The 18,352-nt window shown below is 71.7% G+C and carries 14 protein-coding genes; 10 read left to right on the forward strand and 4 right to left on the reverse strand.

The annotated features are described in order from the left end of the window. Positions 1–16: 16 nt before the first annotated feature. Both OHB13_RS08605 and OHB13_RS08610 read left to right on the forward strand, forming a co-directional pair. Positions 17–1,783 carry a phosphatidylglycerol lysyltransferase domain-containing protein gene (locus tag OHB13_RS08605; RefSeq protein WP_328376626.1) on the forward strand — a complete coding sequence of 589 codons (1,767 nt, stop codon included), beginning with the start codon at positions 17–19 and terminating at the stop codon, positions 1,781–1,783. Further along, positions 1,780–2,547 carry a hypothetical protein gene (locus OHB13_RS08610; protein WP_266857787.1) on the forward strand — a complete coding sequence of 256 codons (768 nt, stop codon included), beginning with the start codon at positions 1,780–1,782 and terminating at the stop codon, positions 2,545–2,547. The genes OHB13_RS08605 and OHB13_RS08610 overlap by 4 nt, the downstream gene beginning before the upstream one ends. On the opposite strand, the gene OHB13_RS08615 is transcribed toward OHB13_RS08610, so the two are convergent. Next, positions 2,436–3,215 carry a hypothetical protein gene (locus OHB13_RS08615; protein ID WP_328376628.1) on the reverse strand — a complete coding sequence of 260 codons (780 nt, stop codon included), beginning with the start codon at positions 3,213–3,215 and terminating at the stop codon, positions 2,436–2,438. The two genes, OHB13_RS08610 and OHB13_RS08615, sit on opposite strands and share 112 nt — an antisense overlap. A gap of 68 nt (positions 3,216–3,283) precedes the next feature. Here OHB13_RS08615 and OHB13_RS08620 point away from each other — a divergent pair, with 68 nt between their 5' ends. The 7 genes from OHB13_RS08620 to OHB13_RS08650 all read left to right on the forward strand — a co-directional run bounded on the left by OHB13_RS08620 (position 3,284) and on the right by OHB13_RS08650 (position 14,117). Further along, complete coding sequence (locus tag OHB13_RS08620; protein WP_401600340.1) at positions 3,284–4,048, forward strand: adenosylcobinamide-GDP ribazoletransferase; 765 nt, start codon at positions 3,284–3,286, stop codon at positions 4,046–4,048. A gap of 187 nt (positions 4,049–4,235) precedes the next feature. Next, positions 4,236–5,765: a leucyl aminopeptidase gene (locus OHB13_RS08625; RefSeq protein ID WP_266857784.1), complete on the forward strand. Its 1,530-nt coding sequence runs from the start codon at positions 4,236–4,238 to the stop codon at positions 5,763–5,765. Positions 5,766–6,071: 306 nt separating this feature from the next. Beyond that, positions 6,072–7,460 (forward strand): dihydrolipoyl dehydrogenase, encoded by a 1,389-nt coding sequence (gene lpdA / locus OHB13_RS08630; protein WP_266857783.1) that lies wholly within the window; start codon positions 6,072–6,074, stop codon positions 7,458–7,460. 111 nt (positions 7,461–7,571) lie between these two features. Further along, positions 7,572–9,329 (forward strand): 2-oxoglutarate dehydrogenase, E2 component, dihydrolipoamide succinyltransferase, encoded by a 1,758-nt coding sequence (sucB, locus tag OHB13_RS08635; RefSeq protein WP_328376630.1) that lies wholly within the window; start codon positions 7,572–7,574, stop codon positions 9,327–9,329. A 124-nt stretch (positions 9,330–9,453) separates the two neighbouring features. Then, positions 9,454–10,077 (forward strand): GntR family transcriptional regulator, encoded by a 624-nt coding sequence (locus OHB13_RS08640; RefSeq protein ID WP_328376631.1) that lies wholly within the window; start codon positions 9,454–9,456, stop codon positions 10,075–10,077. A gap of 206 nt (positions 10,078–10,283) precedes the next feature. Then, a complete protein-coding gene (aceE, locus tag OHB13_RS08645) occupies positions 10,284–12,953 on the forward strand; it encodes a pyruvate dehydrogenase (acetyl-transferring), homodimeric type (RefSeq protein WP_328376633.1) in 2,670 nt (889 codons plus the stop codon). A 39-nt stretch (positions 12,954–12,992) separates the two neighbouring features. Further along, positions 12,993–14,117: a helix-turn-helix transcriptional regulator gene (locus OHB13_RS08650; protein ID WP_328376635.1), complete on the forward strand. Its 1,125-nt coding sequence runs from the start codon at positions 12,993–12,995 to the stop codon at positions 14,115–14,117. 44 nt (positions 14,118–14,161) lie between these two features. Here OHB13_RS08650 and OHB13_RS08655 read toward each other — a convergent pair whose 3' ends face one another. Further along, positions 14,162–15,085, reverse strand: coding sequence for an SDR family oxidoreductase (locus tag OHB13_RS08655; protein WP_328376637.1), 924 nt, complete (start codon positions 15,083–15,085; stop codon positions 14,162–14,164). A 70-nt stretch (positions 15,086–15,155) separates the two neighbouring features. After that, positions 15,156–17,150, reverse strand: a complete 1,995-nt coding sequence (locus OHB13_RS08660) for a hypothetical protein (RefSeq protein ID WP_328376638.1) — start codon at positions 17,148–17,150, stop codon at positions 15,156–15,158. A gap of 148 nt (positions 17,151–17,298) precedes the next feature. Between OHB13_RS08660 and OHB13_RS08665 the strand changes: the two genes are divergently transcribed. Next, positions 17,299–17,817 carry a DUF4240 domain-containing protein gene (locus tag OHB13_RS08665; protein WP_266857770.1) on the forward strand — a complete coding sequence of 173 codons (519 nt, stop codon included), beginning with the start codon at positions 17,299–17,301 and terminating at the stop codon, positions 17,815–17,817. 33 nt (positions 17,818–17,850) lie between these two features. On the opposite strand, the gene OHB13_RS08670 is transcribed toward OHB13_RS08665, so the two are convergent. Next, positions 17,851–18,348: a GNAT family N-acetyltransferase gene (locus OHB13_RS08670; protein WP_328376640.1), complete on the reverse strand. Its 498-nt coding sequence runs from the start codon at positions 18,346–18,348 to the stop codon at positions 17,851–17,853. Between the last annotated feature and the right edge of the window lie 4 nt (positions 18,349–18,352).

Genomic DNA, 18,352 nt, shown 5'->3' on the forward strand with positions numbered 1-18,352 from the left:
CATATCATCGCGTTTCATGGGAGACGTCCGTACATCTGCCGGGGGCACCCCCCTGACCACGGTCCGGTCGCGCCGCTGTGCGGCATTCGCCGTCTGGTACCTGCGTGCCGTGACGTTCATCAACCTGCTGGGCGCCGCATGGGTCTCCCTCGGCCAGGATGTGCGGCGGCACAACACCGAGTACTTCTTCACCCCCTATCTGCTCACCGCGGGCTTCGCATCGGGTGCCTTCAGCCTCTTCCTGGCGATCACCATGCGCCGCCGCAAGCGGGCCGCCTGGCTGCTCAACCTGGTCATGGGCGGGCTCTTCCTGCTGGTGCTCGTGCTGGCCATGTGCTTCCCGGAGTTCCGCAGGTACGCGCAGAACTGGGTCTCGCTGGCGCTGACCGCCGCCTTCGTCCTGTCGCTGCTGATCGGCAGGCGGGAGTACTACGCCAAGGGTGACCGCTCCAACCCGAAGCTGGCGGCCGCCGTTGCCGTGGGCGGGCTGCTGGCCTGCTCGCTGCTGGCCGCGCTGCTGGTCACCGTCACCAACACGGCCCATGACACGTACCGTTCGACGTTCCCGGACCGCTGGCGGTACGGCGTGATGCGGCTGATCTCGCTGGTGCCCAACGACTCCCGTATCCAGGGCATCGAGACGCCCGCCTGGGTCGACGTCTTCATCAACGTCATGTCCACCGCGCTGCTGCTCGCGGTGCTCTTCGCGGCGTTCCGCTCCCGGCGTGCCGTCGACCCGATCACCCCGGACGACGAGGAGCGGCTGCGCGCCCTGCTGGACCGGCACGGTGAGCGCGACTCGCTCGGCTACTTCTCGCTGCGCCGCGACAAGAGCGTCGTGTGGTCCCCCACCGGCAAGGCCGCGGTCGCCTACCGGGTGCTGGGCGGGGTCTCGCTCGCCTCCGGTGATCCGATCGGCGATCCGGAGGCCTGGCCCGGGGCGATCGAGCCCTGGCTGGCCGAGGCGCGCGAGCACGGCTGGCTGCCCGCGGTGATGGGGGCCGGCGAGGAGGCCGGCACGGTCTACGCCAGGCACGGCCTCGACGCGCTGGAGTTCGGCGACGAAGCCATCGTGGACACCGCGGAGTTCACCCTGGAGGGCCGGGCCATGCGGACGGTGCGCCAGGCGTACAAGCGGGTGCAGCGCGCCGGGTACACGGTCCGGACCCGGCGGCACGAGGAGATCCCCGAGGCCGAGATGGAGCGCCTGGTGCACCGGGCCGACGACTGGCGCGACGGAGCCACCGAGCGGGGGTTCTCGATGGCGCTCGGACGGCTCGGCGATCCGGCGGACGGGCGCTGCATGATGCTCGAATGCCGGGACGGCGACGGCGAGTTGCGTGCCGTCCTGAGTTTCGCGCCCTGGGGCCCCGAAGGGCTCTCGCTGGATCTGATGCGCCGTGACCGGGAGGCCGAGAACGGTCTGATGGAGTTCATGATCATCGAACTCCTGCAGCGGGCGAAGGAGATCGGGATCACGCAGATCTCACTCAACTTCGCGATGTTCAGATCGGTCTTCGAACGTGGCTCGAAGCTCGGGGCCGGCCCCGTGCTGAGGCTCTGGCGCTCGTTCCTCACCTTCTTCTCACGGTGGTGGCAGATCGAGTCGCTGTACCGCGCCAACGCCAAGTACCGGCCGATCTGGGAGCCCCGTTTCATGCTGTTCGAGAAGAGCGCGGATCTGCTGCGCATCGCTGTCGCCTCGGCGCGCGCCGAGGGGTTCCTGGAGGCCCCGGGGCTGCCCGAGTGGCTGCACCGCAAGCAGCTCGGGACCAGACGGTGAACCGGCGTGCGCTGCGCGCCGCGGCCCGCCGCGAGTGGGGGCCGCTGTTCACCACCGTACGGACGGCGCTCGTCACCAGGAAGTGGCGTGCCGTCCCGCTGACGCTCGGCGCCGTCGCCCTGACCGCGTGCTTCCAGATCGTGCAGAACCAGTCGTGGGGGCTGCGGCCGGTGCACGACATCGGGTTCGTCCGGGCGATGGACCCGCTCTGGCTCGCGCTGCTGCGCACCCCGCTCTCGCTGTTCGTACCGGCGCTGGACCTGCCGGTCTGGGGCGCCCTGGTCCAGATCCTGCTGGTGTTCGGCATCGCGGAGATCTGCATCGGCTGGTGGCGGACGCTGCTGATCTCGTACGTCACCACACTCGCCGGGACGCTGTACGCCCGCGCCGCGATCGCGTTCGGGCCGGACAACAGCTTCGGTGTGAAGGCCTCGGACGCGCTGATCGTCGACACCGGCCCGTCGGCCGCCGTGGTCGGTCTCGCCGTCTTCGTCTGCTGGCGGCTCGGCGCCCGGTGGACGGCCGGCGCGGTGATCGTGGGCATGGTCCTGGAGCTGGTCGTCAAGGACAACCTGGCGGGCAAGGAGCATCTGGCGGCGATCCTGGCGACGCTGGTGCTCTGCGCCCTCGCGGCCTGGCGGGACCGCAGGCGTCAGCGGGGCGGTCCGCCGTCCCGTCCGGGCAGCTTGGTCCGGGCCGGGTCGGGGGCGCCGCCGATGAACTCCTCCAGCCGGCGCCGGGGGCCCGCCCAGCGCCTGTCGTGACGGTAGGCGCGCCGGATCGCCCTGGCGCGGGCCCGGTGCCTGGTGCGGTAGAACCGCTTGGCCCACGGGGACACCGGCCGGGCCAGCCGGACGGCGCCGATCAGGGCGACGAACGGGACCACAGCGCCGATCAGGGCGATCCGGGGTTTGCCCTTGCTCAGCGCGATGAGCGCGAAGGCGAAGTCCAGCACGGTGTTCACGATGAACGCCCCCCGGTCCTGGGCCTCCTGGGGCGACAGCTCGTTGACCCCGAACGGCAGGAAGCCGCCCAGGATCAGCCCCACCAGGGCCGCCGTCAGCACCACGATCTCGACGCTCTTGCGGCCCTCTTCGCTCCAGTACACGTCGTCGAGGTGGAGGAGCAGGGCGAACTCGTCGAGGACCAGGCCCGCCCCCGCTCCGAAGATGACCGCGCAGACGGCGCCGCCCACCCCGTGTCTCCCGCTGGCCACCGCGCCGAAGCCGCCGATGACCACCAGGATGACGCCGGGCACCACATGGTGGATGTGCATGCCGCCGGGGGTGATGTTCCGGAACGGTCCGCGGCCCGCCCGGATCAGCCGGGCGATGGACCGCACGACCACGAAGGACAGCACGAACGAGAACAGCGCCAGCGTCAGCGGGAGCTTGCCGGGTTCCACGATGTTCCGTGCCCACCAGTGACCCATGCCACCTGCTTCCCTTATGGCTGTTACGCGTAACTTATCCGCCCGCGCCGGCGGATAACCTGCGCGCCATGGACGGCATACGTTTCGCCTTCGGCACGCTCACGGTCCTCCCGGTCCGGGTGACGCGCTGGGACCGGGCCGCGGCGCGCTCGGGGATGCTCTGGGCCCCGCTGGCCGGGCTGGTCGTGGGGGTGTGCGCGGCGGCGCTCGGCGCACCGGTGCTGCTGCTCGGGCCGGGACCGCTGCTCGCCGCCGTGGTGAGCGCGGCCGTGCCGGCGGTCCTCACCCGCGGTCTGCATCTGGACGGGCTCGCGGACGTCGCCGACGGACTCGGCAGCGGGAAGCCTGCCGATGACGCGCTGCGCATCATGAAGCAGTCGGACATCGGCCCGTTCGGCGTGGTGACGCTGGTCCTCGTCCTGCTCGCCCAGGTCGCCGCGCTGGCCCGGCTGTACGGGGAGGGCTGGGCGCACGGAGCGGCCGGCGCGGTCGTCTGCGCGCTCGCGGCCAGGCTGGCGCTGACGCTCGCCTGCCGCCGGGGCGTTCCGGCCGCCCGCCCGGACGGGCTGGGCGCGGCGGTGGCCGGGGCCGTGCCCGCAGGGGCCGCGCTGGGCGCGGCCGTTGGGGTCACCGCGGTGTGCGCGGCGGCGGGCGCGCTCCTCGGTCCGTACGGCGCACTGCGCCACGCACTGGCCGTGCTGCTGGCGCTCGGCGCGGCCCAACTCCTGCTGCGGCACTGCGTGCGCCGCTTCGGCGGGGTGACCGGCGATGTCTTCGGCGCGCTGGCCGAGACGGCGGCGACGGCGGCCCTGGTGGTGCTGACGTTCGGGTGACGCCGGCCTTCGGTGGCAGCGGGTCTTCACGGGGCGCACCGCCCGGTCCGCACGCCCCGCCGTATTTGCTGCTCTGTCTAATAAGCAGCCCGCGTGGGCGATTTCCGTCACCGAGCGTAGGCTCTGCGGCGGGGCGGCCCCATCCATCGGCCACCGACCAACTCAACGGAAGCGAGATTTCACCACCGTGACTGCTCTCACTCTCAGCACGGCCGGCGCCGCAACGCTGCGCGCCGACGCCGTCGTCGTAGGCGTGGCGAAGGGCGCCAAGGGCCCCGTGGTCGCACCGGGCGCCGAAGCCGTGGACAAGGCGTTCGGCGGAAAGCTCGCCGCCGTTCTGGAGACCCTCGGTGCCACCGGCGCGGAGGGCGAGGCCACCAAGGTCCCCGCACCCGCCGGCCTCAAGGCCCCGGTCGTCCTGGCCGTCGGGCTCGGCGCCGAACCGGACAGCAGGAGTGCCGGCGACGCCGGGGCCGAGTACGCCGAGGAGACGCTGCGCCGCGCGGCCGGTGTCGCCGCCCGCGCGCTGGCCGGTGCCAAGAAGGCCGCCTTCGCGCTGCCCGTCACGGCGGCCGAGGACGTCCAGGCGATCGGCGAGGGCGCACTCCTCGGGGCGTACGCCTTCACCGCGTTCCAGGCCGTCCCCAAGGACGCCAGGGGTCCGCTCGGCGAGGCCGCCCTGCTGGGAGCCAAGCCGCGGGACAAGGCGCACAAGGCCGCCGCCGAGCGCGCCGTGACCGTCGCCGAGGAGATCAACCGCGCCCGCGACCTGGTCAACACCCCGCCGAACGAGCTGAACCCGGCGTCCTTCGCCGCTGTCGCCACCGCGGCCGGCAAGGAGCACGGCGTCAAGGTGCAGGTGCTCGACGAGAAGGCCCTCACCAAGGGCGGCTACGGCGGCATCCTCGGCGTCGGTGTCGGTTCGGAGGCCCCGCCGCGGCTGGTGAAGCTCTCGTACACGCACTCCAAGGCGGAGAAGTCGCTCGCCTTCGTCGGCAAGGGCATCACCTACGACTCGGGCGGCATCTCGCTCAAGCCGGCCGGCCACAACGAGACGATGAAGTGCGACATGGCCGGCGCCGCCGCCGTGTTCGCCGCCGTCGTCGCCGCCGCGCGGCTCGGCCTCCAGGTCAATGTCACCGGCTGGCTGGCGCTCGCCGAGAACATGCCGTCCGGCTCGGCCACCCGCCCGGGTGACGTGCTGCGGATGTACAGCGGCAAGACCGTCGAGGTCCTCAACACCGACGCCGAGGGCCGGCTGGTGCTGGCCGACGCGCTGGCGAAGGCCTCCGAGGAGACGCCCGACGCGATCGTCGACGTGGCGACGCTGACCGGCGCGATGGTGCTGGCACTCGGCAGCCGCACCTTCGGCATCATGTCCAACGACGACGCCTTCCGTACCGAGCTGCACGAGATCGCGGAGGAGGTCGGCGAGCCGTCCTGGCCGATGCCGCTCCCCGCGGACCTGCGCAAGGGCATGGACTCCCCCACCGCCGACATCGCGAACATGGGCGAGCGGATGGGCGGCGGCCTGGTGGCCGGTCTGTTCCTGAAGGAGTTCGTCGGCGAGGGCATCACCTGGGCCCACGTGGACATCGCGGGTCCGGCCTTCAACGAGGCGGGCCCCTTCGGGTACACCCCCAAGGGCGGTACCGGCTCGGCGATCCGCACCCTGGTGCGCCTCGCGGAGCGCACCGCCGACGGCGACCTCGGCTGATCCACGCCACCGCACCTCCCGTACGGCCCCGGGCTCCCCGCCCGGGGCCGTACGGCTTTGCCGTGACTTTGCCGGTGTTCGCCCTGAACGAAATCCGTACGTGCGTACGCCCGGGTGAGCGGCCCGGAGGGCGGATGGGACGTACCGCACTACGGCCCGGCGTCTCGTCGGCGGCCGACAAGTGCAAAGATGGGTCTTCGGCAGGACAGGGCCCCCACCACAGGGCCGAAATAAAAGCGGCCGTACACCCGCCGCCGCCCGGTCAGGGAAGACCGGCACCGGCGCACCATGCATGGAGGACGTGACGTGGCGAACGACGCCAGCACCGTTTTCGACCTAGTGATTCTCGGCGGCGGTAGCGGCGGTTACGCCGCAGCGCTGCGCGGGGCGCAGCTTGGTCTCGACGTCGCCCTGATCGAGAAGAACAAGCTCGGCGGCACCTGCCTGCACAACGGCTGCATCCCCACGAAGGCCCTGCTGCACGCCGGCGAGATCGCCGACCAGGCGCGCGAGAGCGAGCAGTTCGGTGTCAAGGCCACCTTCGAGGGCATCGACATCGCCGGGGTCCACAAGTACAAGGACGACGTGATCGCGGGCCTCTACAAGGGCCTGCAGGGACTGGTCGCCTCCCGCAAGGTGACCTACATCGAGGGTGCGGGGCGTCTCTCCTCCCCCACCTCGGTGGACGTGGACGGCAAGCGCATCCAGGGCCGCCACATCCTCCTCGCCACCGGCTCCGTACCGAAGTCGCTGCCCGGCCTGGAGATCGACGGCAACCGCATCATCTCCTCCGACCACGCCCTGACGCTGGACCGGGTCCCGGAGTCCGCGATCATCCTGGGCGGCGGCGTCATCGGCGTCGAGTTCGCCTCGGCGTGGAAGTCCTTCGGCACCGACGTGACCGTCATCGAGGGCCTGAAGCACCTGGTGCCGGTCGAGGACGAGAACAGCTCGAAGCTCCTGGAGCGGGCGTTCCGCAAGCGCGGTATCAAGTTCAACCTGGGCACCTTCTTCGACAAGGCCGAGTACACCGAGAAGGGTGTCAAGGTCACGCTGGCCGACGGCAAGGAGTTCGAGGCCGAGGTGCTGCTCGTGGCCATCGGCCGCGGACCGGTCTCGCAGGGCCTCGGTTACGAGGAGCAGGGCGTCGCGATGGACCGCGGCTATGTCCTGGTCGACGAGTACATGCGGACCAACGTCGAGACGATCTCGGCCGTCGGTGACCTGGCCCCGACCCTTCAGCTCGCGCACGTCGGCTTCGCCGAGGGCATCCTCGTCGCGGAGCGGCTGGCCGGCCTGAAGACCGTGCCGATCGACTACGACGGTGTGCCGAAGGTGACGTACTGCCACCCCGAGGTCGCGTCGGTGGGACTCTCCGAGGCCAAGGCCAAGGAGGTGTACGGCGCGGACAAGGTCGTCGCACTCAAGTACAGCCTCGCGGGCAACGGCAAGAGCAAGATCCTCAAGACCGCGGGCGAGATCAAGCTCGTCCAGGTCAAGGACGGTGCCGTCGTAGGCGTCCACATGGTCGGTGACCGGATGGGCGAGCAGGTCGGCGAAGCCCAGCTGATCTACAACTGGGAAGCTCTGCCGGCCGAGGTCGCGCAGCTCATCCACGCGCACCCGACGCAGAGCGAGGCGCTCGGCGAGGCCCACCTGGCCCTTGCCGGCAAGCCCCTGCACTCCCACGACTAGTAGCCCTCCCGGGCACTCAGTCCCTGGGCGCGACGACCACTTCCAGACTTCCCCAAGCTCTCGGCTGCGCTTGAGCAGGGGAGACCCCATCCGTAAGGAGCAACTGAAACCATGTCGGTTTCCGTAACCCTGCCGGCGCTCGGTGAGAGCGTCACCGAGGGCACCGTCACCCGCTGGCTCAAGGCCGAGGGCGAGCGCGTCGAGGCCGACGAGCCGCTGCTTGAGGTCTCGACCGACAAGGTCGACACCGAGATCCCGGCTCCGGCTTCCGGTGTGCTGGCCTCCATCAAGGTCGCCGAGGACGAGACCGTCGAGGTCGGCGCCGAGCTGGCCGTCATCGACGACGGCACGGGCGCGCCCGCTGCCGCCCCTGCCCCCGCCGCCGCCGAGGCGCCTGCCGCCGAGGCTCCCGCGCCCGCCGCCGAGGCCCCGGCCCCCGCGGCCGCTCCGGCTGCCGAGGCGCCCGCCGCCGGCGGTTCCGCCGAGGGCACGGACGTCACCCTTCCCGCCCTCGGTGAGAGCGTCACCGAGGGCACCGTCACCCGCTGGCTCAAGGAAGTCGGCGACGACGTCGCCGAGGACGAGCCGCTGCTTGAGGTCTCGACCGACAAGGTCGACACCGAGATCCCGTCGCCCGTCTCGGGCACCCTGCTGGAGATCCTGGTCGGCGAGGACGAGACCGCCGAGGTCGGCGCCCGGCTCGCCGTCGTCGGTGCGAAGGGTGCGGCCCCGGCCGCGGCGCCCGCCGCCCCGGCTCCGGCCCCCGCTGCCGCCCCGGCGCCCGCCGCTCCGGCTGCTCCGGCCGCCGCTCCTGCACCGGCTGCTCCGGCTCCGGCGCCTGCCCAGCAGGCTCCGGCCGCGCCGGCGCCCGCACCGGCCCCCGCCGCCTCTCCGGCCCCCGCCCCCGTCACCCCGGCCCCGGCTCCTGCGGCGAACGCTGCTGACGACGGCGCCTACGTGACCCCGCTGGTCCGCAAGCTCGCCGCCGAGAACGGTGTCGCGCTCGGTTCGGTCAAGGGCACCGGCGTCGGTGGCCGCATCCGCAAGCAGGACGTCATCTCCGCCGCGGAGGCCGCCAAGGCCGCCGCCCCGGCGCCGTCCGCCGCTCCGGCGGCCGCTGCCAGGGCGCCGAAGCTGGAGGTCTCCCCGCTGCGCGGCCAGACCGTCAAGATGACCCGGATGCGCAAGGTCATCGGCGACAACATGATGAAGGCGCTGCACAGCCAGGCTCAGCTGACCACCGTGGTCGAGGTGGACATCACCAAGCTGATGAAGCTGCGCAACCAGGCCAAGGGAGCCTTCGCCGCCCGTGAGGGCGTCAAGCTGTCCCCGATGCCGTTCTTCGTCAAGGCCGCCGCCCAGGCGCTGAAGGCCCACCCGGTCGTCAACGCCCGGATCAACGAGGACGAGGGCACGATCACCTACTTCGACACCGAGCACATCGGTATCGCGGTGGACTCCGAGAAGGGTCTGATGACCCCGGTCATCAAGGATGCGGGCGACCTCAACCTCGCCGGTATCTCGAAGAAGACCGCGGAGCTGGCCGGCAAGGTCCGGTCCAGCAAGATCAGCCCGGACGAGCTGTCCGGTGCGACCTTCACCATCAGCAACACCGGTTCGCGCGGTGCGCTGTTCGACACGGTCATCGTCCCGCCGAACCAGGCAGCCATCCTGGGCATCGGCGCGACCGTCAAGCGTCCGGCCGTCATCGAGACCGCCGAGGGCACCGTCATCGGCGTCCGCGACATGACGTACCTGGCTCTCTCCTACGACCACCGCCTGGTGGACGGCGCCGACGCGGCCCGTTACCTGACGACGGTCAAGGAGATCCTGGAAGCCGGCGAGTTCGAGGTCGAGCTCGGCCTGTAACCAGCCTCACCTGCGGCGCCCCCCTCCGGACTCCTTCCGGACGGGGGCGCCGCCGTATTGTCATGGGGAGCCTGGTCCGCGCGACCGGCCTCACCCAGACCAATGCGGTCCGAAGGAGCACAAAATGACGCCGCCCGTCATCCACTCCCTGCGCGAGCAGATTCGCGAGCACATCGTGGAGGGCATCGTCCGCGGGCGGTGGCAGCCCGGTGAACGGATCGTGGAGCGGCGGATCGCCGTCGAGCTGGAGGTCAGCCAGACGCCGGTCCGGGAGGCCCTGCGTGAGCTGGAGTCGTTGCGGCTCATCGAGTCGGCCCCCAACAAGGGCGTACGCGTACGGAATCTGACCGCGGCCGATCTGGAGGAGAGCTACCCCGTCCGGGCCGGTCTTGAGCAGATCGCGGCCGAGCTGGCCGTCGACCGGCTGGCCGACGACGTCTCCGTCCTTGAGCCCTCGGTCGCTGCGCTCTACCGGGCCGACCAGGTGGGCGACAGCGCGGCGCAGGTCAGGCACACCGTGGCCTTCCACCGGGAGCTGGTGCGGGCCGCCGAGAACAGCGTGCTGATGCACACCTGGGAGTCGCTGGGCATCGAGGTGTTCACCACGCTGTCGATCCGCTGGCTGGGGACCGTGCAGAAGTCCTACGCGGAAGAGCACGAGGCGCTGGTCGAGGCCTTCCGCCGGAGGGACCCGCAGATCGGCCCTCTGGTGAAGGACCACGTGCTCGGATGTGCACCGCGGGCCTGATGAGAGGCCCTTTTCGCGGCACCGCGTGCCCTCATCGCTGACACCGAATGCCGACTTTCTACGTTACGGAAAGATTTTTCCTTCAACCCTTTGATCGATCATCGATCAGCGATTTACAGTCTCCGGAGGGCTTCACCCAGCCCGTCGCCCTGTCCTGCCAGACCGGGCCTATCTGCACCCCCTGTTCTGTCCGGAAGGCGGCGACCATGACCGACCCCGTAGGCAAGCTTCACAGCGAGCTCGACCAGCTCCCGGACCGCGACCCCGAGGAGACCGCCGAGTGGGCGGCCTCCCTGGACGCCGTCACCAAGGCCGCCGGCCCCCACCGTGCCGCATATCTGATGCGCCGCACGCTGGAGCGGGCCGAAGGCGACGGTCTCGCGCTGCCGAAGCTGCTGGAGACCGACTACGTCAACACCATTCCGACTTCCGCCGAGCCCGCCTTCGACGGCGACCTGGCGATGGAGAGCCGGATCACCGCGTGGAACCGCTGGAACGCGGCCGCGATGGTCACCCGCGGCTCCCGGTTCGGCGTCGGCGGCCACATCGCCACCTTCGCTTCGGCCGCCTGGCTCTACGAGACCGGCTTCAACCACTTCTTCCACGGCAAGGAGGGCGACGGCTCGGGCGACCAGCTCTACATCCAGGGCCACGCTTCGCCCGGCATCTACGCCCGCGCCTTCCTCGACGGACGCCTGAGCGAGCAGCAGCTCGACAACTTCCGCCAGGAGGCGGGCGGCGACGGTCTGCCGTCCTACCCGCACCCGCGCCGGCTGCCCTGGCTCTGGGAGTTCCCGACGGTCTCGATGGGCCTGGGCCCGATCTCCTCGATCTACCAGGCGCGGTTCAACCGCTATCTGACCGGCCGCGGCATCAAGGACACCTCGCAGTCGCACGTCTGGGCCTTCCTCGGCGACGGCGAGATGGACGAGCCCGAGTCGACGACCGCGCTGACCCTGGCGGCCCGTGAGGGCCTCGACAACCTCACCTTCGTCATCAACTGCAACCTGCAGCGCCTCGACGGCCCGGTGCGGGCCAACTTCCGGGTCGTGCAGGAGCTGGAGGCGCAGTTCCGCGGCGCCGGCTGGAACGTCATCAAGACGCTCTGGGGCTCCGCCTGGGACGAGCTGTTCCAGCTCGACACCACGGGTGCGCTGATCCGCCGCCTCCGCGAGGTGCCGGACGCGCAGTTCCAGACGTACGCGACGCGCGACGTGGCCTACATCCGCCAGCACTTCTTCGGTGCCGAGCCCGCGCTCGCCGAGCTGGCGAAGCTGCTCACCGACGCGAAGATCGCCGAGTGCTTCCACACCTCGCGCGGTGGCCACGAGGCCCGCAAGGTGTACGCGGCGTACAAGGCGGCCCTGGAGTTCAAGGGCGCGCCGACCGTGATCCTCGCGCAGACCGTCAAGGGCTTCACGCTCGGCGAGGGCTTCGAGTCCCGCAACGCCAACCACCAGATGAAGAAGCTGGACGGCAAGCAGTTCCGCGCCATGCGCGACCTGCTGGACCTGCCGATCCCGGACGCGAAACTGGACGAGGGCCTGGTGCCGTACGGCCACCCCGGCGCCGACTCCCCCGAGGTCCGCTACCTCCAGGAGCGCCGCGCCGAGCTCGGCGGCCCCGCCCCGGCCCGCCGGGTGCACCAGGTGGTGCTCCCGGAGCCCGAGGAGCGTGCGTTCAAGGCGCTCATCAAGGGTTCGGGACAGCAGGAGATGGCCACCACGATGGCCTTCGTCCGGCTGATGAAGGACCTGATGCGGGACAAGCAGACCGGCAAGCGCTGGGTGCCGATCGTCCCCGACGAGGCCCGTACGTTCGGTATGGAGTCGCTGTTCCCGTCGGCCGGTATCTACTCGCCGAAGGGCCAGACGTACGACGCGGTCGACCGCGACCAGCTGATGTACTACAAGGAAGCCACCGACGGCCAGATCCTCAACGAGGGGATCACCGAGGCCGGCGCCATGGCCGACTTCATCGCCGCCGCCTCGTCGTACGCGACGCACGGCGAGCCGATGATCCCCTTCTACATCTTCTACTCGATGTTCGGCTGGCAGCGCACCGCCGACCAGATGTGGCAGCTCGGCGACCAGCTCGGCCGCGGCTTCATCGTCGGCGCCACCGCGGGCCGCACCACCCTGACCGGTGAGGGGCTCCAGCACGCGGACGGCCACTCGCAGCTGATCGCCTCCACCAACCCGGCGTCGCTCAACTACGACCCGGCGTTCGCCTTCGAGATCGCGGTGATCGTCAAGGACGGTCTGCGCCGGATGTACGGCCCGGACGCGGAGAACGTCTTCTACTACCTGACGGTCTACAACGAGCCGAAGCACCAGCCCGCGATGCCCGAGGGCGTCGAGGAGGGCATCCGCCGCGGTCTGTACCGCTTCAAGGAGGGCACGGCGGCAGCCGCCGACGCCCCGCGGATGCAGCTGCTCGCATCGGGTACGGCGATCCACTGGGCGCTGGAGGCGCAGGAACTGCTCGCGGCCGACTGGGGTGTCACGGCCGATGTGTGGTCGGCGACCTCCTGGGGCGAGCTGCGCCGCGACGCGCTGGAGTGCGACGAGGCGCTGCTCCGCGGTGAGCAGCGCACCCCGTACGTCACCCGGGCGCTGGCCGGTGCGCCCGGTCCGGTGCTCGCGGTGAGCGACTGGATGCGACAGGTTCCGGACCAGATCAGCCAGTGGGTCGAGCAGGACTGGACCTCGCTCGGCACGGACGGGTTCGGTCTCTCGGACACCCGTGAGGCGGCCCGCCGCCACTTCGGTGTCGACGCCCAGTCGGTCGTCGTCGCGGCGCTGGCCTCGCTCGCCAAGCGCGGCGAGGTCCCCGTATCGGCGGTCAAGGAGGCTCGCGAGCGCTACGGCCTGTGACCGTGGGGCGTTGTCAGTGGTGGCGTGCATGCTGATTCCATGCGCGCTGCCCGCCTGATCAAGATGGTGCTCCTGCTCCAGTCCCGGCCGATGATGACAGCGGCCGAGCTGGCGCAGGAGCTCGCCGTGTCCGAGCGCACGGTCACCCGGGACGCCCTCGCCCTCTCGGAGGCGGGCGTTCCGGTGTACGCGGAGCGGGGCAGGTCCGGTGGGTACCGGCTGATCGGCGGTTACCGCACCCGGCTGACCGGTCTGGCCCGCACCGAGGCCGAGGCACTGTTCCTCTCCGGGCTGCCCGGCGCGCTGCGGGAGATGGGGCTCGATGACGCCGCGTCGGCGGCCCGCCTGAAGGTGTCGGCGGCCCTTCTGCCCGCGCTGCGCGACGCCCCCGCATCGGCGGCCCGGCGCTTCCATCTGGATGCGCCCGGCTGGTACCAGGAGCCGAGCACGCCGGAGCTGCTGGCGCCGCTGGCCGGTGCGGTGTGGGCGGACAGACGGGTGTCGGCGCGCTACCGCCGCCGGGACGGCTCCGAGGTGGAGCGCGTCCTGGAGCCGTACGGACTCGTACTGAAGGCCGGTGTCTGGTACGTCTGCGCCCGCGCGGACGGCGGCCCGCGCGGCATATCCGATTCGCGGGACGCGGCCGGTTCACGGAACGCAACCGGTTCACGTGACGCGCCCGGTTCGCGTCACATACCCGATCCGCGGGGCACGCCCGATCCGCCGGACGTGCCCGATCCGTGTGATCCGGCCGACTTCCGCGTGTACCGCATCGACCGCTTCTCCGCGCTCACGCTCCATGCGCACGATGAGCACGGCTGTTTCGTGCGGGACGAGGCATTCGACCTGTCCGCCTTCTGGGAGCAGCGGGCCGCCGGGTTCGCCCGATCGCTGCTCCGGGCGGAGGTGGTGGTCCGGGTCTCCGCGTCCGGCGCCGAGTCCCTCCCGTACGCCGTGGACCGCGCGGCGGCGAACGAAGCGCTGACCGCGGCCTCCGCCCCCGACGATCTCGGCCGGGTGACGGTCGCGCTGCCCGTCGAGTCGCTGGAGGTGGCGTACACACAACTGCTGGCGCTGGGACCGGAGGTGGAGGTCCTGGAGCCGCCGGAACTCCGGGCGCGCTTCGCCGAGGCACTGACGGCGGCGGCACGGCTGTACGCCTGAGCCGGCCCGGCCGTTACCGCTGTACGCCCGAGCCGGGACAGCCGTTACCGGTACTCCTCCGCCGACCGGGCGGCCCCGCCGAGCGCGACCTCCGTGATGTACCGCCAGGCGTCGGGCCGGCTGCCGTCGGCGTCCGTGAAGCCGTACTCCGCGGCCAGTTGTCCGCTGGACAGCGACTGCCCGTTCCACCGTGCACGGTCCGCGTCGGCCGCGAGCGCCGCCACCGCGCGGCCCACGAACACCGGGGACTCCGCGATGGCGAAGTGCGGTTCCTTGGCGATGGCGTCCCGCCATGTCGCCTCCGTCACCCCGAAGTGGTCGAGCATCGCCTCCGAGCGCAGGAAGCCGGGGGTGATACAGACCGCCGTGGAGCCGACGGACTTCAGCTCGTGGGCGAGGCCGGCGGCCATCCGGATCGGTGCGTTCTTGGCCAGGTCGTAGTAGAAGTTCACCCGGTAGTCGCGGTTGGACTCGGCAGTACCGTCGGTCACTTCGACCACCAGGCCGCCGGGGGTGCGGGCCAGCAGCGGGAGTACGGCGCTGCTGGTGATGATGTGGCTCTTCACCCCGAGTTCCAGCATCCTGATCCCCTCCTCCAGCGGGATCTCCCACATCTTGTTCTCCTCGCCGACCCGGGCGAGATGGTCACCGCCCCAGACGTCGTTGACCAGGATGTCCAGCCGTCCCTGCTCGCGGTCGATCCGCTCGGCCAGCGCGCGGACCTGCTCTTCCTCCAGATGGTCGGTGGGCACGGCGAACCCGGTCCCGCCTGCGGCACCGATCAGCTCGGCGGTCTCCTCGATGGTCTCGGGACGCCTCACCTCGCTGCGCTGCTCGCGGGTGGTGCGCCCGGTCGCGTACACGGTGGCGCCCGCCGCGCCCAGCTGTACGGCGATGGCCCGGCCCGCGCCCCGGGTGGCCCCGGCGACCAGGGCGATTCGTCCCGTCAAAGGCTTGTCTGTCTCCATGGGGCCACCGTGCCAGCAATACCCGACAGCTCCGGTCCGGATTCCCGGGGCAGTCCGGATCGATCCGGTCTCAGCCCAGCGCCTTCAGCGTGTCCCCGTTCGCCAGCCGGGCCGACATGACGGCCCGGTCGTCCTTGCCCGCCCGTACCGCCAGCGTCGTACCGTCCGCCGTGGCCCGCACTCCCCCGGTCGCGTCGATCCTGCGGACCTCCCTGCTGCCCGCGGCCAGCAGGTACCACCGCCCGGAGCCGGACTTCCACTTGGCGCCGGCCAGTACGTTCTGGCCGAAGCGGCTGCACAGTGCGGTGTTCTTCTGCTGCGCCACGATCACGCCCGGCCGGGACGCCGGCCCGGTGGGGAGCTGGAGCTGTACGGAGACCCGGCCGGGCCCCTGCCAGGTGTCCGCCCTGGTGCACACCCAGGAGGCGCGGCCACCGTTGTCGGGGAGCTGCTGGCGGGCGTACTCCCAGTTGTTCACGGCGCGTACACCGCTACCGCGGACACCGGTCAGCGAGCAGGCCGTGTGCGCCCAGCTGAGCAGCGCCTGGCTGCCGGTCGCCTCCCTCGGCTGCCGTGCCGGGACGCCGCCGCCCGGCGGCGGGGTGTAGGTGAGGTGGACGGGCGTGAGGTCACCGAGGTCGGTGAGGAGGAACGCGTGCTTCTCCGCGACCTTGCTCGATGAGCGGAGCTGGAGCGCGGGCCAGGAGCCGCATCCCTTGCCGCCCACGACCATGGCCGGGCTCGACACCGGGGCGGTCACCCCGCCCTTGCCCTCGTCGAGCCTGCGCGCCGGGGCGTCCGGGGCGAGGAGGTCGCGGGTGCCGGACTCGGCGACCCAGGGAGCCAGCAGGAAACGCGCGTTGCCGTCGGTACGGCCGACGACCACCGCGGCCCCGGTGGTGATGTCGGCGCCGTCGGTGCGGGCGAAGTCGAGCGCGGGCACGCCCTTGCCGCCGGTGGGTTCGGCGTAGCGGACGACCCGCTCACCGTCGGCGAACAGGACCACCACCGCACCGTCCACGTCGCCCGCGTAGAGGAGCCGGGGCGGCTGGGCCGGCGGGGTGGTCGCGGCGCCCTGGGTGGCGGAGATCCGTACCGTACGGGACGGGCTCGCCCAGACCTTCAGCGCCCGGCCGAGCAGCGCGGTGTCGTCCTTGCGGGCGCCGCGCGCGGGCCAGACGGTGAAGTCCATGCGCGAGCTGTCGGCCCACTGCTGCGCCGGGGCGCGCAGCAGCAGCGCGGGGTCCACCGCACGGGCGCTGACGGCGGGGTTGAACGGCCCGGTCGCGGCGGACGGCGCGGAGCTCCCGTCGCGGTCCACCACGACCAGCGCCACGGCGAGCACGGTCACGGCGATGCCCACGCACCGCGCGAACCTGACGCGCTGTCTGCGCCGGATCAGATCGGTGGGGCGGGTGTGCACCAGACAGGGGTCGAACTCGTCGGACCGCAGCAGCGCGTCGGCCCCCGTCTCCGCCGGGGTACGGGCCAGCCGGAGCGCCGTGCGCAGCGCCGACCCCGCGTCGGTTGCGCCCGCAGCCGTCAGCAGCGTGCGGGTGGCCTGTTCGCTCAGGCCCTCGATGCGGTGCAGCACGAGGGCGGCCCTGGCGGCCGCCGTGGTCCCGGACAGCGCCTGTTCCAGGGCGAGTTCGTCGGCGCCGCCGGACCGGGGGAAGATCCGCAGCCCGAAGACGGCGGGCAGCGCGGGCCGCAGCGCACGCGGCGCGGGCAGTTGCCGGGGCCACCAGCCGGGACGCTGTCCGTACGCCAGGGCGGTCGCCAGCACGCGCTGTCTGACCAGGGCGTACCCGGGGTCCTCCGATGTGCCGCGCTGGACGGGCACGCGCGGCCCGCCCGGGCCGCTGTCACGCGAGGCGGGCAGCGCCCGCTGGACGGCCGCATGGGCGGCGAGCGCCCGGCGGTGGCGGCCGAGGGACGGGGGCAGCGTGATGTAGGCGAGGCGGACGAGCCGCGGATAGTGCTCGACGAGTGCGGCTTCGGCCTGTTCCACGCCCACTCGGGCGGCGCCGGACCGCGCCCCTTCCGGTTGCTCTTGCGTTCGCATGACGGGGGTGGCCCCTCCGGGGTGAGTGATCGAATCGCTTCACCCGTCAAACGAGTGATTCATCGGACGGTCACATCGCCTGGTAACAAGAGGGCCGCTGATCGGCGCTCCGCGTGCGCGGCGCCCCGCCAACCACGATGCTGGACGCGTGAGGGACGAGACGGAGTTCTGGGAGACCATCGACAGCACTCGCGCGGCCGCCGACGGCGACCCCGAGGACCATGCCGACCTGCTCACCGAGCGATTGGCGCAGCTCGACCCGGAGTCCGTACTGGAGTTCGCCCGGTACTTCGAGACGCGCTACAACCGTGCGTACCGCTGGGACCTGTGGGGTGCGGCGGTCGTGCTGCTGCGCGAGAGCGACAGCGACTCCTTCGACTACTTCCGCTGCTGGCTCATCGGCCAGGGCCGGGAGATCTTCGAGGGCGCGCTGCAGGACCCGGACGCCCTGGCCGATCTCCTCGACGACTTCGACGAGGAGATCGACGGCGACGGCGAGGAGCTGGGGTACGCGGCCGACGAGGCGTACGAGCAGCTCACCGGGGCGCCTACGCCCGACCTCGGTATTCCGCCGCAGGCCGCCGACCCGGAGGGGCCGCCCGTCGACTTCGACGACGAGGCGCTCGCCGAGCGGTATCCGCGCCTGTGGGAGCGGTTCGGCTCCTGAGCGCGCACGCGCCCCCCGGTCGTGGCTGCGGGCTCAGTACGCGGTGAGGCCGCGTCCCATCAGTACGTCGTCGACATACCGGCCCGCCAGGTGGAACTCTCCCGGCAGCACGCCCTCCACCGCGAACCCCTCGGCGGCGTAGAGCTCGCGGGCCGGGGTGTTGGGTCCGAGCACCCGCAGGGTGATGCGGGTGGCTCCCTGACGCCGCGCATCGGCGCACGCGGCCCTCAGCAGCGCCCGGCCCACACCGTGGCGGCGCGCCGTGGCGGCGACGGCCAGGCCCTGGATCTGGCGCACATGGGCGTTGCTGGCGAGCGGGGTCGGCCGTACCAGCCGGATGTAGCCCACGACCGAGCCCGCCAGCTCGGCCACCAGGTGGTCGTCCGGCCGGTGGTGCTCGTCGAAGAAGGGCCGATACGGGGGCTGGGGCTGCGGCATGACCTCGTGCAGCGTGGACCAGGTCGCCCGGTCGAGCTCGCCGAGCACCTCACCGTCACCGGGTACGGCCACACGTATGTTCGGGTCGGACATACGA

This window comes from Streptomyces sp. NBC_00440 (genome assembly GCF_036014215.1).
Taxonomy (GTDB): domain Bacteria; phylum Actinomycetota; class Actinomycetes; order Streptomycetales; family Streptomycetaceae; genus Streptomyces.